We start from the raw sequence: 15,896 nt of genomic DNA on the forward strand, positions 1-15,896 counted from the left end.
CGCCTAGCACTCCTCACAGCATACTTGGAAGATCGAGCGATTTACGTGTTTGACGAATGGGCTTCCGACCAAGATCCAGCATTCAAAAAGATTTTCTATACCCAACTTTTACCAGAACTGAGAAGCCGAGGCAAGGCAATTGTAGTCGTCAGCCACGACGATCGCTATTTCGATTTGCCAGACCGGATTGTAAAATTAGATTACGGCAAGATTGAATATGACAAAAGTATGCATTAGGTATACGTAGCTAGTATTTTGCGTACGCACCCGATTTGCAACTTGTTTGCAACTACCTCAATCCACCTGAGTTAAACCCAGATATTTGGTTAAATAAGGCGAAAACACCTCATAAATCAGCGTCAACGGCTTTCCATGATGCCAGAACAAGTAGTGACGACCCCAAAATGGTCCCTGGTGTTGAAATCCTGCTTCTAACGCCTCTGAGTGACCGTAATAAACTCCTTGGACATCCCGATATAACTCAGTCCGCAAACGCGCTAAACTAGCCCAAATTGGCAAAGAACGGTTTTGTAAATATTCATCTACGTGGCTGGCTTCCCACCAAGATGCAGCATATGCCAAACGCTGTCCTGATTGTTTCCGCAGCCACACTTGTCGCCTCAATCTCGGTCCTGGTACGGCTTCAATGATACTTGGTGCATCATCTAAATCCATGCCAACTACCGACATATCAATCACATCAACTTCTGTGGGTTCCCCAGTTAGCAATTGTAAATGGCGTGTAGGAGAACCATCACCTAACAAAAGTAACTGCCAAGCTGGTGCGAGACGATTGTGAGGCAAGCCTGGTTGTATAGTGTTCTCATCGCCTTCCCAGATGGGTGAGAGACGATGCCAAGACTTGGGTAGTGCCTGCTTATCTGTAAAGTTATAAGTCGCAGTCAATTTCTTTACAAAAATTCATGATTTTCTTATTAATATAGCAGGAGTCAGAACAGTTCTCAGTTATCAGTGGAGAGTGATGCGTGGTGCGTGGTGAGTGAGAAGAATGCATAACTTATCTTCTCCTGACCCTAACTTGTGCTGATAACTGGTCGTTTGTCACTGATAACGGAAAAATGCGGATGGCGAGACTCGAACTCGCAAGGCAAAGCCACACGCCCCTCAAACGTGCGCGTATACCAATTCCGCCACATCCGCTTAGCAGATATATAATTTAGCATACTTGTGGAGCTTGACCAGCAAAGTTGAACAAAAAAGAGGCGATCGCTTGTGAGACAATGATTCCGAATTCCGAATTCTGCAAACTCCTACGCCAATGCTAGGTCGCTTCTGACTTGCGTACGGGCGGGTTTAACCGAAGAATTATTTGTGTTTGTACAGGTGTCTTCGAAAAACCCGCCCCTACAACTTCTGTACGGGCGGGTTTAACCGAAGAATTATTTGTGTTTGTACAGGTGTCTTTAAAAAACCCGCTCCTCCAACTTCGTTATGACATCCTTTGCTGGAAGATGCGCTTTGACAAAATTCTGATTGCTAACCGAGGGGAAATCGCCCTGAGAATTCTCCGTACTTGTGAAGAAATGGGAATTGCGACGATCGCGGTACACTCAACCGTAGACCGCGACGCGCTCCACGTCCAATTAGCTGATGAAGCGGTGTGTATTGGCGAAGCTCCCAGTAGCAAAAGTTATCTCAACGTCCCTAGTATTATTGCCGCAGCTCTGACTCGCAACGCGACTGCCATCCATCCTGGTTATGGCTTTTTAGCGGAAAATGCGAAATTTGCGGAAATTTGTGCCGACCACCAGCTTGCCTTTATTGGACCAACCCCAGAAGCAATTCGAGCTATGGGCGATAAATCCACAGCGAAGGAAACTATGATCGCAGCAGGAGTCCCCACCATCCCTGGGAGTGATGGGTTAGTCAGAGACGAAAAAGAAGCACGAGCGATCGCGCGTCAAATTGGTTACCCAGTCATGATTAAAGCCACTGCTGGCGGTGGTGGCAGGGGAATGCGTCTGGTTCGCAGCGATGAAGATTTAGGGCGATTATTTTTAGCGGCTCAAGGAGAAGCAGAAGCCGCCTTTGGCAACCCTGGTCTGTATATCGAGAAATTTGTCGATCGCCCGCGCCATATTGAGTTTCAAATCTTAGCAGATAGCTACGGCAATATCGTCCACTTGGGCGAACGGGACTGTTCGATCCAGCGCCGCCACCAAAAGCTATTAGAAGAAGCTCCCAGCCCTGCCTTAACCCCCGAATTACGGGAGAAAATGGGAACAGCCGCGGTAATGGCTGCAAAGTCGATTAATTACATCGGTGCGGGGACGGTAGAGTTTCTCCTAGCGCAAACTGGAGAATTTTACTTCATGGAAATGAATACGCGGATTCAAGTCGAGCATCCCGTCACGGAAATGATTACAGGACTTGATTTAATTGCCGAACAAATCCGCATTGCCCAAGGGGAAAGCCTGCAATTCACCCAAGAGCAGGTAAAATTACGGGGACACGCAATTGAATGTCGGATTAATGCTGAAGATCCAGATCGAGATTTTCGTCCCGCACCAGGACGGATCAGTGGCTATCTCGCCCCTGGAGGACCAGGAGTAAGGATGGATTCTCACGTTTACACCGATTATCGCATCCCGCCTTACTACGATTCTCTGATTGGTAAGCTGATCGTCTGGGGACCAGACCGTCCGACTGCAATTAGGCGAATGCGACGAGCCTTGCGGGAATTCGCCCTCACAGGCGTACCGACGACTATCGGCTTTCACCAACGGATTCTAGATACTCCAGAGTTTCTCAAGGCAGAGGTTTACACCAATTTTGTCGAGCAGGTGATGTTGAAGAAATAGATCGGCAGAGACGTTACATGTAACGTCTCTACACAAAAGTTATTGCATCAGCATTATCAGCAGTCCTTGCTGACCTAGTAATATTTCTCGCAGCAGGCTAAAAATTCCGACCCAGATGATGGGGGTAATATCCACGCCACCAATGGGCGGTACTAGTTTTCGCGACGGTACTAACAAGGGTTCTGTTGGTACGGCAATGAGATTATATGGAAAACGCTTAAGGTCGATTTGGGGAAACCAAGTCAGCACGATACGGAAGATAAACAGCAGAATCATCAAGCCGAGAAAGATCCCCAGCACTAAATTTGCGATCGCAGCAGTTGTCATGGATTGTCATTGGTCATTGGTCATTGGTCATTGGTCATTGTTATTTACAAATGACGAATAACAAATGACTAATGACCACTTAAATAGATTTTGCCACTAAAATCGAGGGTTAGTGGTGGAGCAACTATTGTGGGTGGTGTGAGAAATGCGCCGTTCAGCCTCTTGGCAGCGTTTAGCGATTTACGGTTTGAGCGGTCCTGTTATTGCTCTGAATATTTGGTTATTGAGTCAAGCTTTTCAATATTTTCAGCATACGATCGCCGTACTAACGATCGCGGCTATTTTAGCTTTTCTACTCAACTACCCAGTCCGGTTTTTCGAGCGAGTTGGCTTTCGTCGTTCTCAGGCAGTTATCGTCGTTCTATTTTTGAGTTTAGTCTTGTTAGTGGCGATCGGTCTAACTCTAGTGCCATTGGTCTACGACCAAACAATCGAATTGATTCAAAGAATTCCCGATTGGTTAAATACAATTCAAACACAGTTGGGAAGACTAGATAGCTGGGCGCGGGTAAGAAAGTTACCTCTCGATCTGAGCGGTTTTAGCAATCGCGTTAACGATACGATTGAAAGACGCTTGCCATCTATACCAGAACAGGCATTTGGAGTTGCCCTCGGTACGCTGTCGTGGTTAATCGAGACAATTTTAGTGGTAGTACTGGCATTTTACATGCTGCTCTACGGCGATCGCCTCTGGCGCGGTCTCATTAGCTTCCTACCACCAGAGATTGGACTTCCGTTTAGTGCTTCCTTGCGACTCAATTTTCAAAATTTCTTTCTGACTCAACTATTACTGGGGTTATTCATGTTTGCCGCTTTAACCCCAATTTTCGTAGTTCTCAACGTGCCATTTGCGCTACTATTTGCCCTCTTAATTGGCGTAGCCGAACTCATCCCATTTATTGGTGCTAGCTTGGGCATTGGTACAGTCACGCTGTTAGTCATGGTGCAAAATTGGTTGCTGGGGTTGCAAGTTGCTTTGGCGGCAATTGTGTTGCAACAAATTAAAGATAACGTGCTAGCACCTAGATTGATGGGCAATTTTACAGGTCTCAATCCAATTTGGATCTTTATTGCCATCTTGACTGGAGCTGAAATGGGTGGTTTTTTGGGTGCAATTGTAGCTGTTCCCCTGGCTGGCACGATTAAAAATACTATTGATGCAATTCGTAACCTGCGACGTTCTACTGTAGCGGCTAAAATTACCATCACGCATGAGGATGCGGCTTCTACTGAAGGGAAAGATAATCTTAGTTTTTGATTTATATTAAGGTGGGCATTGCCCACCCTACCTTCATTATTCGCCCCAAATTTGACACAGAATTGTTCTTTTTCGAGCGCCGTCTAATTCAAAAAATAAAACTGATTGATAGGTTCCTAATGCAAGTCTCCCATCAACTATTGGAATAATTTCGTTATTATTAAGCATCATCGCCATTAGGTGCGAGTGAGCATTTATCGGCTCATCTTCAGGGATATTTTTTCTTAAGTGCAAGTCGTTATGCAAGTAGCGTTCTGATTCGGGAAATAATTTGCTCAAAAAAACTTTGATATCTTCTAGTAATCTTTCTTCGTCTTCATTAATCGCTAAGGCGGTCGTAGTATGACGAGAAAATACTAAAACTTGACCGTTGCTAATTCCTGTATTAAAAACTATTTTCTCAATTGCTGGCGTAATATTGTGAATATTAATTCCTGCCGTAGTTTCAATTTCAATTAATTTATGAACGATTGGCATGGTAATTGCTAATTGCTAATGGTTGATTGTTGATTGCTCACTCCTCATTCTCTTCTGATAACTAAAAATTAACCCGAGCTTACTGACTTATTAATGATGCGATCGCTAAGCTTAGAAAAAGTCTGCATTTCTCCTTCCCTCCTCGTAACTATGCAGAGATTAAGGATTTAGTCAAGATAATGAGTGTTTTTCGACAGTTTCGACTATCTGGAGCGATCGCCCCAGTCAAAACAATTCCAGTAAAAATCATTTTAGTTGCAACAATGTGTGTAAGCTGCTGGTATTCTACCCCAGCTAGAGCGCAACCTAAATCTTTAAATCTCGTTCTCAGTTCTGAGGGAATGCCTTCTTTTACTCGTTTGATGCAACAAGCCGAGTCACAGACTAGCAAGTTGATTCAGCAAGAGTTCGATCGACAACCCAGAGTTACAGAAATCGCTGTAACGGTAGTAGGCGATCGCAATGGGCAACAAGTCCCTTTACTCCATACTAAAGTCTCGCGAGTCGATTGGCGATCGCAACCCGTGTTGAGTCACTGGACGAGATACTTCAGTAACTCCGCACTTTTGTTAGGCTTTTCCTCATCGCCAAACGGAACTGCAACCGATAGTCAGCGTACTCCCGTGAATGTAAATACTGCGCGTAGGTTAAGAGAAGACGATCCCGCCTATCGCGATGACTGATGGCAATAAGAAATGTACGTAATTCTGCAAATTTTGATTTTTTTATACACACCGATCTATCGTTGCGATCGCAGAGGTGGCGCGGAGAAAATGGTTTAAACAGAAAAGTATATCCGATAGGCTCACATTTAAACTACTAGCTGAATTGAGAAAATAGCCTTCAGCAAGCAAACTAAATTTTGCAAATTGCTGACTAGATATATCTGCTTATTGTGCTCTATAAAAGTTAAATAGAGGAAGCTAAGGTAAAAAAAAGACTCAGTATTAACCAGGCGATTAACTCACCTTAATGTTGCGGGATTATCGTAACAGAGGCAACAATATTTGTTTGAAAATAAGTCCCTGTCTTAATAATTAGTAGTAGAGAAAAAGCGAGAGCGCGTCTTTTGGTTACAGCTCAATCCAAGCTTTTGTCTGATATGTTTGTAATTAAAAATACATAAGCTAATAGAAAAGGCGCGAGCATAGTTATCGCGTTGAAACCTGAAGGAACCAAGAGCTAATAGCACTCTGCACTCTCTACTAATAATTGCAATACAGACGTTTTCAAACTTGAGGATCTGGCGATTCCGAATCAAGAGGGAGTTTCATGTCTAGAATTACTCGGAGGCAGCTGTTAGTTTTCTTCGGTGCGGGTGTTGGTGCTGCTGCTTTCTCACCCGTGCTAGAGAATAAATTGTTTGGTGCTGGTTCTAGCGCCGCTCAAGCAGCTGAGGCTTTATCGTTCACCCCTGTACGATTGCCCCATCCGTTACCCATTTATCAACAACTGCCTAGTTACTTACCAGCAGGCAGCGAAAAAGGGCAAGTTTTACAACCATCGACAGATGCGAGATTGACAAAATATACCGTCTACGATGATGTCATCGTACCACCAGAATACGAGCGGTACGTCATTGTTGGCTGGGGCGATCGCGTCTTTCCCAATCCAGACGATTATTTTGGTTACAACTGCGACTACACTGGCTTCGTAGCAATTAACGGAACCAAAGTTAGGGGAAAAGAGAACGATATTGGTAATGGCATCCACTACGACGGCATTGCTGTTAAAGACGGCTACTTGTGGGTGAACCACGAATATGTTTCCTACCCAATTTCCTTCCTCGCGCCTGAAACCCCAGAAGATTTGGCAGGGTTCTCCGAATCTTTCCCATATTTAGGAATCAATATTAGCGAGAAAAACCGCACCTTGCTAGGTGAGTTTCTCTACAACATGGGTGGTTCGATTGTCAGAATTCGCCAAGGTGATGACGGACGTTACAGCGTTGTCAAAGACCCGAAAAATCGCCGCATTCACACCTTGTCAGGCTTAGGAATCAACAGCGATCGCACTGATGCTTACAAAGAAGTCACATCCTGGGGCGAAAAAAGCTACCAGAAAGGCGATCTCAACTACCTCATCGGTACGGGTACGGCTGCTAAGGATGTATTTGAAGCCGTCAACACCGATGGATTGGGGAGCAAAATCATCGGTACTGGACACAACTGTTCTGGTGGTACGACTCCCTGGGGAACCATCATGTCCGCCGAGGAGAACTTCCAAGCTAGTGAAGAGTTCTTCGTCGGAGTTACAGAAGCAGTTCTGCCTAACGGTACGCAGACAGAATACACCGAAGGCACGACTGGAGCTGAATTCGGTATGGTAGGGGAAAAATACGGCTGGATGGTCGAGATCGATCCAGCCGATCCCAAATGGCGATCGCGCAAACATACTGCTCTCGGTCGCTTCCGCCATGAGAATATCACTATGGTGGCGGAGTCTGGAAAAAAACTCGTTGCCTATATGGGTGACGATCGCCGTGGCGGACATACTTGGAAATTTGTCAGTGCAGGGAAGGTCAAATCCCCTGAAGGCAAGAAAAATAGCGAACTATTTGAGACGGGTACGCTCTACGTTGCCCGATACAATCCTGACGGTACGGGTGAATGGCTACCGTTGGAGATTGGTGCGAGTACCAATCCCATTTCCCCTTCTACGCTTGGATCGGTGGAAATTAAAGCTTTGGGTAAAGCGACGCGCAACGCACTGCTACCATTACCGCGACGCAACGGCATTGCCGCACAAACAAAAGATGGTGGGAAGTACAACATTACGACCGAGAATGAAGCTACGGCTTTAAAAGACTACCAAGGTAAGAAACTCTCAGATTTCTATACCAGTCAAGGCGCGGTGTTAGTTGATGCCTTTTTAGCTGCTAACCTAATCGGTGGTACTCCTACCGCTCGTCCTGAAGATTTGGAAATCAATCCTCGCAATTCGAGGGAAGTCTTCATCGCTTATACCGATGGTGCGCCAGGTAGCGATGGTTATCCAGATTCCCGTATATTTGTTGTTTCTAAATACAGCAAAGATGTCAACGCGGGACAGCCTTCAGGAGAACTGTTTAAGATTACTGAAAACAGCTTCGATAATACAGGTCTAACTTTCCGTTGGGAACGCTTAGCCAAAGGTGGGGAAGCAGGAGCCGAGCCAGGAGACGGTTTTGCTAACGTGGATAACCTTGCTTTCGACAGCCAAAATAACGTCTGGGGTGTCACGGATATGTCCACTGGCGCTCATAACGGTTTTGGCGAAGGAGTGGCTGGTAAGCCACTCAACATCGACCATACAGTAGTTGGAGCTGTGGTAGAAGGTGCGTCCTCCGATCTCAACGTTCAAACATCCGATTTAATTGGAGTTTTCGGTAATAACTGGCTGTTCTACATTCCTCTAGATGGTGAGAATGCAGGGCAAATCTTACCCTTTGCCTATGGCCCCCCGCGCTGCGAAATGACAGGACCTACCTTTGTCAGCGATACCTTAATTATCTGCGTACAACATCCTGGGGAAAACTGCCCCTTCAATCCGCCTCAAAGTCTAAATCGCGACATTGAGATGCTGAACTTGGATGGGACTCTGTTTACGCAAAACAGAACTGTACCACGCGGTAGTAATTGGCCCAGCAATTTAGCGGGAGATCTTTATGGTCCGCCGCGTCCTTCTGTAATCGGCATTCGCCGTAAAAATGGTAAAGGCGATCGCTTTGTTTAATAGGGAGCAGGGAGGAGGGAGTAGGGAGCAGAGGAGTAGTATCTTACAACTTACGACTTACGACTTGTAGCCAGTGACCAGTTATTAGTAGGGTGGGTAATACTTACCCTACTTTTTTGTTACTAAATTATAAAAAACTTCTTCATTTATTCAGTCAGATAAGTTTCCTTAAGTTAACTTGCAAATGGCTTCACGATCGTTCTAAATGGGATTGTTTAGCATTAGGACGATCGCGCTTATCTAGGTTATGCGATCGCCTTAATGTTAGCTTCCAATTTTCTCATTTGTCGGATCGCAATCGGGGAAAAGCGGTTGAAGATAGCGAATTAAGATGTGTTTGGTTTCAGTCACGATCTGCTGTCGTAACCGTTCTGTTTGGGCAAGGGATAATAGCTGTAAGGCTCCAGTAATTTCTACGCTGACTAAAGCCGCTAGCTGGCGTTGCTCTGGTTCCATCTGCGGTTGTCGCAAGGCAAAAAAAGCTTCTAAATGCGCCACAATTTCGCGATCGGCACGTTGATTCACCGCCTGTAACTCAGGAGAAACTCGCGATCGCAACATAATTGCTTGCGCCCCTGGTACGGTCGTAAAAAAATCATCAAACGCTTCGACTGTATCGCTGACCACCTGAGCCAGAGGTCGATCTACTGTTGAGGAATTGAACTTAGTGACAAATAAATCCCGCATTTGCTCGGCATATCTCTCTGCCAAGGCGTATAAAACCGCAGATTTGTCTGGAAAAAAGCGATAAAGCGAGCCAATAGAAGTATTTGCCCGTTGTGCGATCGCCTCCGTAGAAGCTGCTTCATAGCCAACTTCGGCAAACACTGCGGCGGCGGCTTGCAGAATTTGCTCAAATCTTTTTCTGCTACGGGATTGTTGCGGTAAATGCCTGGAAGTCATGTATCAGTAATCGTACGGTCGGGTTTATCTGTCTCTATTGACAAACGTGAGGATTTCTCAGATTATAAAAATATGAGGATTTCTCACGTTTAGAATGGCGATTAATAATTATTGGATTCAGTACACCCCACACCCTAACCTTATGCTGAGAGAAATCGATCGAAATATCTGGGTTGGCGAACGGCAATTTAAGTTTTTAGGTCTAGAAGTGGGAACGAGAATGACAGTAATTCGCCTTGACAATGGCAAACTCATAATTATTTCTCCCATTGATGTTGATGAAATAACTATCCAGCAAATTAACGAACTGGGTAACGTCACCACAATTATCGCGCCAAATTGCTATCATCATCTTTTTCTCACTAACTTCAAGGTGATTTATCCTAATGCTGAGATTTGGGTTGCTCCAGGTTTAGACTCGAAAAGACCAGATATAAAGATCGATCGCATCCTCAACGAATGTGGCAAAATCGGCGATTTGGATGAAGTTGAATATCTTTTATTTGCCGGATTTCAAACTATAGGTATCGGCAATTCGGGAATATTAAATGAAATTGTATTTTGGCATCGAGAAAGCCAAACTTTGATCTTGACTGATACAGCTTTTCATTTTGATGCTAGTTTTCCTTGGCAGACGCGCTTAATTGCCAAAATTTTAGGAGGCGATCGCCAGTTAGAACCAACCAGATTAGAAAAACTTGCTTCTCGCGATAAAGAAAAGGTAAAAAAGTCAATTCAAAAAGTTATCTGCTGGGATTTTCATCGAGTCATCATGGCTCATGGCAGCATTATTGAACGCGACGGTAAACGTCAATTACAAGCGGGATATGAGAAGTTTTTATCCACAAAAAATCTACAGATAGCTCATTGGTAATTCGATAGTAACGATCGGGACTCTTAATTAGAATTCAAAAGTAGTACGAATTGTCCCAACATATAAAGTATCGTTATTGTTATCGTGTTCGGGATTGATAATAACTAAGAAACCTGGAGTCATTGAAATTTGTTCGCTGAGTTGCAAGCGGTAGAATGCTTCAAAATGCCAAGCTGTATTGCGGTCTTGAAAATCTGTGCTGAGATCGCTGTTAGTAACCTTTGGTGGTTGACCGATGATAATTCCACCTAAGCTACCCTCTTTACCTAAGTCAGGAAAGGCAAGGGTGATAGCATAATTAAAAATCTCTGCGGTTGGATTACCTGGTAAATCTGCGGCTGTCGCATTTGTCAAACCCATCCATCCACCGATCGCAAATTTAGGATTAATCTGCCAAGTTGTAGCAATACCATAAGAATTTGCTCGGATAGCATCGCTGTTTTCATCAAAAGGATCGTTGGCTAATGCGCTTCCCGTACCTGTATCTAGCTGGTTGTAGGAATGTACGTAAGTTAAACCTAACTCAAATCGATCGCTATACTCAAAATACAATTGCGCGATCGCGCCGTAAGCACTACCACCAATTCCAGATTCAGGTTCGTTAGCATCCTCTGCGACATAACCCAGTTGCAGAGAAATCTCCTCAGTCAAATCGTATTCCACACCTACTCCCGTACCCGAACCTTGTCTGTATATCGGATTGCGCCTACTAAAGCGGGATACTGCCCCCCGACTGCTACTATCAAGGAAAGTATTGACTGTATCGGCAAAGTCATCTATGCCGCTACCGAAGACCCCAGCGTAAACTGTAGTTTGTTCGCCAACGGGAAAGCGGTACTCGATGCGCGTTAACTCAAACTGATTCTCGCTATCCCCTTCAAATCCCAACCGCGCCATTGCTGTTCCAGCCGCATCTTCAACTCCTGGGAAGTTATTCGCTTGTATGCGCACCCTCAGACGATCTTCCCCCATAAAACTAGAATTAAAAGTTAGTCGCACGCGATCGCTCAAAACTAAATTACTATCTACTTTTTCACCACTACCATCGGCTTTTTCGTCACCTACAGCGCCACTGACAGCAAAGATGACTTGACCTGAGAGAGTTGTGGTCGTAGAAAATTGTTGTGCTTCAAGCTGTTGGGTTTGACTTTCTAATCCCTCTACTCGTCTTGTTTGTAGACTAGCTAATTCAGTCGCAAATTCTGTTTGCAATCTTTGCAATTTGGTGATGTCTGTTTGACTCAGAAGTTCAGCGTCACCTGTAGCAATTAGTTTTGAGATCTCAGTTAAGACAGTATCTAAAGTAGCGGCAAATTCATAACGTGTGAAGCTGCGATCGCCATTAAATTCAATTGTCGTATTATAGCCTTGGCTGAGAGATTTTAAGACTTGCCACTGCCAATCGCGAGCGCTAATATTGTCGAGTTGGGAAACAGGCGTTATCCGATCGAGGCTGTTAGATTCGTAAGGTGCGATCGCTTTAAAACTAGAAGATAAGTTATTTGCTTGCTCTAAATCTGTGTTTCCTTGCTTCAATTCGCTGGCAAATACGCTATTTGTAAGTGCAAGCGTTGCACTAAATACAAATATACTTGTACGAATATTATTGCTAATAATCTGTAACACAATCCCTGCGACTAGAAACACTCAATAGAATATACATGAATTTTCTTCACAGGCGCAAGACTACTCTATAAAAGTAACAAACTTGTGAATTTAAGATGAGAAAAATCTCATGTTTACTTCTCTTGAGAAAAATTGCGAATAGTCGTTAAATATTGTCCTAAAAAAGGTAAACCTCCAATTGCGGGTAGCAAGTAGCGAGACGTGCAAAGTAAACCTAAAGCAGCTGCCGTAGGAGCATTAAAATAGGGTTGGTAGAACGCAATTAATGCAGCATCGCGAGTACCAACACCAGCAAATGTCAGTGGTAATAATCCTGCTAAAATCGCTAATGGAGAGAGAGCGAGATTGGCTAAAAATGGTGTCCAGGCTTTTAGAGCCAGAATGAAGAACCAAATCTGTAATAGATGTAAAAACCAAATAAAAATAGACGTTAAAGCAATTTTTACTAAATTGGAGCGATCGCGCCAAAAGTAATGATGCATTTCCTCCCAAGAAAATTGCAATTTTTGAATTTTAATTTTAAGTTTTTTGGTGGCAATTGCTTTACTTAAGACAAAAAATATTTGAGCAAATTTAGGAGAACTGAGTAAGAGTAAGCCAAGGGTTAGACCTACTCCCACACTTCCTGTCATTAGCCAAAATAACCAATTTTTATCAGGATAAAGAAGTAAACCAAAAACACACCATAATAATAATGATAGTAAATCGCAAGTTTTCTCAAAAACTACTAAAGATAAAGACAAAGAGCCAGTTAAATGCCCTTGCTGCCGCATAAAATAAGCTTTAGCAATATCGCCCATCTTTGAAGGTAAGACCATATTAAGTACGCTAGCAGCTAAAATTAATTTATTTGCTTCTCCAAAGCTTAATTGAGCTTGTTTAGGAGCTAGTTGCTGCAATCGCCATGCTGTAATAGTTGTTATGGGTACGACCATGCATAAACTAATTATCATCCAGGAGATATTTGAGTTTTGAAATACTTCGACAAGATTAGTAAAGTCTATTTTCCAGTAAATAATTACTAAAATTATTAAGCTAAATACAATAGAAATTATTCGTTTCATGTGTAGAACTAAAAAATCTCCAATTTCTTGTAGAGATGATGTATCAACAATACTTTCTAAAAATACCGTTTTAATTTTAGCGATTCACCTGGGGCGAGTTGTTTGACTTCTTCAGTTAAATTCCATTCAGTTTGCAATTGACCGATTTGAAAAGTCCGACTCATAACAACATAAATTGAAGTGCGATCGCAACCAATATCAGCAGCTATAACGTTTTTCCAATTCTGAGCTTTTAGTTCGTCAATTACGTGTAATTTCTCATTTTCCCAAAGCAGTTGACGTTGAAACCAGAATGGAGCATCTTTCTTGCCAACGATCAGTACTTTTTGTAACAGCTTCCGAATCAAATTAGGAAAAAATCGTCCGAAGCCCAGCATAACTATGCGTAATATCATTAAGTTGGCTGGTGTCATTTGTTTTTGTTTCGCCCATCCCAACTGTCCTTGAATTGTAATTTTGTTTTGTTCTAGATCGATCGAATAATTTCCTACTAAATGTCCAACTGCATTCTTAATTTTTTTACCTTCCTTAACCAAAAGTGAAAACTGCGTATCTGATGCTATTAACTGGTTGTTACAAAATATCTTAAATGTACCTCCCTTATTCAGTGCCAAATACAATTCATAATTATTCCCTTTGTCTCCCTTATGTTCAGATCTACTTTGATGCCGATCTATTAAAATTCTCGCTTCGGGTAGCCAAATTCTACCTGTAGGACGAGATTGAGATAAAGGACGTTGAGGAACAAAATCGCGCCAAGCCAACAAGTAATTCCAAGTATGATGTCCGATAATATGGTCGTCACTATAACAAGGTGCTAAACCGTTCGCTAATCCAACTAAAAAGGCATCATTAATTTTTAAAGCATCTGGAAACCATTGCCCGACTAATTCAAAACCATGAGGGAAGAAATTGTATGTATTACGACTAGTATATTCTCCCCCGTATGAACCATCAGGATGGACAAACTGAGTAGCTAATTCAACCGCTTTGATTAATGCCTCTTTGATACGAATATCGGGTTTAAGTTGATAAATTCGCGCTAAACAAGAAATAGTTAAAGTATGGTAGCCAGGATCGCAACCTTCATATTCTTGAAACCAGCCTTCGCTACTTTGCCAAGCTAAAACTCGTTCTAAGCGCTGAACTTTTGCCCGATCCCACTGAGAAGTTTGTAATAGGTTTGAAAGTAATTCTAAACACAAAACAATCAAGGCTTGGTGATTGGTGAGTCTACCACTTTCATGATGTTTTGCCAACCAATCAGCACGTTTAGTAAAAAATTGCAGAGCGATAGGATTATTGAGTTTTAATAGGGTGTAGCTATCAATACAGGCAAGGAGAGAAAAAGCCGCTGCACCAGCAGCTCGTTCGTAGGGAAAATAGTCGTCACAGGAACCATCTGCATGAGCGCTACGGGCAGCATATAAAATTCCTGCTTCTACCCACTGAGGAACGATTTTTTGGCGATAAAAAGGGTTATTTGGTAAATCTGTATCGTATGCTAAAGCGAGAGGTAAGACAAATTCTTGCGCCATCCCGCTCGGAAAATCGATAATTTTGTAATGCCAAAAATTGCGATCGCAACATCCATAAGTAGGGCTGTGAACATTACGATCCATCAGAGTTAGAATTTTAGGAATTTGGGCGATCGCTTCTTTAGCAAAAAGGTGTTTATTAGTCATTAGTCATTAGTCATTTGTTGTTGGTTAACAGTAGACGCTGGCGCTACACTGCGTGAAGACAGTTGACTGTTGAGTGTTGTTTTTTCTCCCCTGCTCCCTGCTCCCTGCTCCCTGCTCCCTTCAATATCCGCCCGTCGTAGTCGTAATTGAATTTCTTCTAATACTTTGCGGTTGACTGCTAAAAGATCGGCAACTAAGCCAAAAAGCCACAATTGTACGCCAGTAATAATTAAAATTGCTGCTAAAATCAAGCTAGGGATACGAGTACGAGTTGTGCCATCCAGAAAAAATATCAGCCATCGAATCCCCAGCAATGTACCCAAACTAAAAGGAATGCTGCCTAAAATTGTGAAGAATTTTAGGGGCTGATATGTCATGAAAATGCGTAAAATTGTAAAGAGCGATCGCTGAATGTAAGTTGGAATGTTTTTAACTAAACGCGAAGGTCTAAGATATTTATTCGTTCTAATCGGAACGGCAGTAATCGGAATACCTTTTTGTCCAGCTTGAATGATCGTTTCTAGCGTATAAGTATATTCGTTAAATACATTTAATTGCATTGCTGCTTCTCGACTAATTGCCCGAAAACCACTGGGTGCGTCGGGAATGTCCGTGTTGCTAGCAAGGCGTACCACCCAACTTCCTAATTTTTGTAAAACTTTTTTAGTTGGGGAAAAATGTTTAATTTTATAAATTGGTCGCGTGCCAATGACAATTTCTGCTCTACCTAATAAAATGGGGGCAATTAATTTAGGAATATCATCAGCACAATATTGGTTATCTGCATCAGTATTAACAATAATATCTGCTCCTGCGATTAGACAGGCTTCTATTCCTGCCATAAATGCTTTTGCGAGTCCTTGATTGTGGTTCAATCTCACTATGCGATCGACCCCAAAATCTTTAGCAACTGTAAGTGTTTTATCCGTACTGCCATCATCAATTACTAGCCATTCTACACAGCTAATTCCAGGTATTTCACGCGGCAAAGCCGAGAGAGTAATTCCTAACGTTTCTGCTTCGTTATAACAAGGAATTTGAATAATTAGCTTGGTCATACGGGATGAGATCCAGGATTCATCAGCTTTTTAGTTATTCGTCATTTGTCATTTGTCATTTGTGAGTGGTTAGCTATTAGCTCCGATC

13 protein-coding genes, 1 tRNA gene and 1 pseudogene are annotated in these 15,896 nt (G+C 43.0%); 6 read left to right on the forward strand and 9 right to left on the reverse strand.

Annotation, left to right across the window (positions count from 1 at the left end):
- Positions 1-237: pseudogene (locus ACRC32_RS27800) on the forward strand (ABC transporter ATP-binding protein); the annotation flags it as partial.
- A gap of 57 nt (positions 238-294) precedes the next feature.
- Here ACRC32_RS27800 and ACRC32_RS27805 read toward each other — a convergent pair.
- Together ACRC32_RS27805 and ACRC32_RS27810 are read right to left on the reverse strand one after the other, a co-directional pair.
- Positions 295-906, reverse strand: coding sequence for a chorismate lyase (locus ACRC32_RS27805; RefSeq protein ID WP_438557012.1), 612 nt, complete (start codon positions 904-906; stop codon positions 295-297).
- A gap of 174 nt (positions 907-1,080) precedes the next feature.
- Positions 1,081-1,161, reverse strand: a tRNA-Leu gene (locus tag ACRC32_RS27810).
- A gap of 311 nt (positions 1,162-1,472) precedes the next feature.
- Between ACRC32_RS27810 and accC the strand changes: the two genes are divergently transcribed.
- Positions 1,473-2,822, forward strand: a complete 1,350-nt coding sequence (gene accC, locus ACRC32_RS27815; protein WP_438557071.1) for an acetyl-CoA carboxylase biotin carboxylase subunit — start codon at positions 1,473-1,475, stop codon at positions 2,820-2,822.
- A 39-nt stretch (positions 2,823-2,861) separates the two neighbouring features.
- Here accC and ACRC32_RS27820 read toward each other — a convergent pair whose 3' ends face one another.
- Positions 2,862-3,149 carry a YggT family protein gene (locus tag ACRC32_RS27820; RefSeq protein ID WP_438557013.1) on the reverse strand — a complete coding sequence of 96 codons (288 nt, stop codon included), beginning with the start codon at positions 3,147-3,149 and terminating at the stop codon, positions 2,862-2,864.
- A 145-nt stretch (positions 3,150-3,294) separates the two neighbouring features.
- Here ACRC32_RS27820 and ACRC32_RS27825 point away from each other — a divergent pair, with 145 nt between their 5' ends.
- Positions 3,295-4,407, forward strand: coding sequence for an AI-2E family transporter (locus ACRC32_RS27825; RefSeq protein WP_438557014.1), 1,113 nt, complete (start codon positions 3,295-3,297; stop codon positions 4,405-4,407).
- 36 nt (positions 4,408-4,443) lie between these two features.
- Here the strand turns inward: ACRC32_RS27825 and ACRC32_RS27830 are convergent, their stop codons facing one another.
- Positions 4,444-4,884 (reverse strand): secondary thiamine-phosphate synthase enzyme YjbQ, encoded by a 441-nt coding sequence (locus tag ACRC32_RS27830; protein ID WP_438557015.1) that lies wholly within the window; start codon positions 4,882-4,884, stop codon positions 4,444-4,446.
- A 179-nt stretch (positions 4,885-5,063) separates the two neighbouring features.
- Between ACRC32_RS27830 and ACRC32_RS27835 the strand changes: the two genes are divergently transcribed.
- Positions 5,064-5,567 (forward strand): hypothetical protein, encoded by a 504-nt coding sequence (locus tag ACRC32_RS27835; protein WP_438557016.1) that lies wholly within the window; start codon positions 5,064-5,066, stop codon positions 5,565-5,567.
- Between the two features lie 589 nt (positions 5,568-6,156).
- Entirely contained in the window at positions 6,157-8,598 is a 2,442-nt protein-coding gene (locus tag ACRC32_RS27840) for a PhoX family protein (RefSeq protein ID WP_438557017.1), read from the forward strand.
- Between the two features lie 264 nt (positions 8,599-8,862).
- Here the strand turns inward: ACRC32_RS27840 and ACRC32_RS27845 are convergent, their stop codons facing one another.
- A complete protein-coding gene (locus ACRC32_RS27845) occupies positions 8,863-9,501 on the reverse strand; it encodes a TetR/AcrR family transcriptional regulator (RefSeq protein WP_106169028.1) in 639 nt (212 codons plus the stop codon).
- Between the two features lie 94 nt (positions 9,502-9,595).
- Here ACRC32_RS27845 and ACRC32_RS27850 point away from each other — a divergent pair, with 94 nt between their 5' ends.
- Positions 9,596-10,375, forward strand: coding sequence for a DUF4336 domain-containing protein (locus ACRC32_RS27850; RefSeq protein WP_438557018.1), 780 nt, complete (start codon positions 9,596-9,598; stop codon positions 10,373-10,375).
- A gap of 27 nt (positions 10,376-10,402) precedes the next feature.
- Here ACRC32_RS27850 and ACRC32_RS27855 read toward each other — a convergent pair whose 3' ends face one another.
- The 4 genes from ACRC32_RS27855 to ACRC32_RS27870 form a co-directional block, all read right to left on the reverse strand.
- Entirely contained in the window at positions 10,403-12,001 is a 1,599-nt protein-coding gene (locus ACRC32_RS27855; protein WP_438557019.1) for an iron uptake porin, read from the reverse strand.
- Positions 12,002-12,114: 113 nt separating this feature from the next.
- Positions 12,115-13,065 carry a lysylphosphatidylglycerol synthase transmembrane domain-containing protein gene (locus tag ACRC32_RS27860; RefSeq protein WP_438557020.1) on the reverse strand — a complete coding sequence of 317 codons (951 nt, stop codon included), beginning with the start codon at positions 13,063-13,065 and terminating at the stop codon, positions 12,115-12,117.
- Positions 13,066-13,121: 56 nt separating this feature from the next.
- Positions 13,122-14,750, reverse strand: coding sequence for a hypothetical protein (locus tag ACRC32_RS27865; RefSeq protein ID WP_438557021.1), 1,629 nt, complete (start codon positions 14,748-14,750; stop codon positions 13,122-13,124).
- Positions 14,750-15,808 carry a glycosyltransferase family 2 protein gene (locus ACRC32_RS27870; RefSeq protein ID WP_438557022.1) on the reverse strand — a complete coding sequence of 353 codons (1,059 nt, stop codon included), beginning with the start codon at positions 15,806-15,808 and terminating at the stop codon, positions 14,750-14,752. The genes ACRC32_RS27865 and ACRC32_RS27870 overlap by 1 nt, the downstream gene beginning before the upstream one ends.
- Positions 15,809-15,896: the final 88 nt, after the last annotated feature.

It is taken from the genome of Chroococcidiopsis sp., from assembly GCF_051657925.1.
GTDB lineage: Bacteria > Cyanobacteriota > Cyanobacteriia > Cyanobacteriales > Chroococcidiopsidaceae > Chroococcidiopsis.

Bases quoted from the DNA above. Each gene is read 5' to 3' on its own strand.
- ACRC32_RS27865 (WP_438557021.1), bottom strand. From the start codon at position 14,750: ATGACTAATAAACACCTTTTTGCTAAAGAAGCGATCGCCCAAATTCCT.
- ACRC32_RS27850 (WP_438557018.1), top strand. From the start codon at position 9,596: ATGGCGATTAATAATTATTGGATTCAGTACACCCCACACCCTAACCTT.
- ACRC32_RS27825 (WP_438557014.1), top strand. From the start codon at position 3,295: ATGCGCCGTTCAGCCTCTTGGCAGCGTTTAGCGATTTACGGTTTGAGC.
- ACRC32_RS27835 (WP_438557016.1), top strand. From the start codon at position 5,064: ATGAGTGTTTTTCGACAGTTTCGACTATCTGGAGCGATCGCCCCAGTC.
- accC (WP_438557071.1), top strand. From the start codon at position 1,473: ATGCGCTTTGACAAAATTCTGATTGCTAACCGAGGGGAAATCGCCCTG.
- ACRC32_RS27830 (WP_438557015.1), bottom strand. From the start codon at position 4,884: ATGCCAATCGTTCATAAATTAATTGAAATTGAAACTACGGCAGGAATT.
- ACRC32_RS27845 (WP_106169028.1), bottom strand. From the start codon at position 9,501: ATGACTTCCAGGCATTTACCGCAACAATCCCGTAGCAGAAAAAGATTT.
- ACRC32_RS27840 (WP_438557017.1), top strand. From the start codon at position 6,157: ATGTCTAGAATTACTCGGAGGCAGCTGTTAGTTTTCTTCGGTGCGGGT.
- ACRC32_RS27860 (WP_438557020.1), bottom strand. From the start codon at position 13,065: ATGAAACGAATAATTTCTATTGTATTTAGCTTAATAATTTTAGTAATT.
- ACRC32_RS27820 (WP_438557013.1), bottom strand. From the start codon at position 3,149: ATGACAACTGCTGCGATCGCAAATTTAGTGCTGGGGATCTTTCTCGGC.
- ACRC32_RS27870 (WP_438557022.1), bottom strand. From the start codon at position 15,808: ATGACCAAGCTAATTATTCAAATTCCTTGTTATAACGAAGCAGAAACG.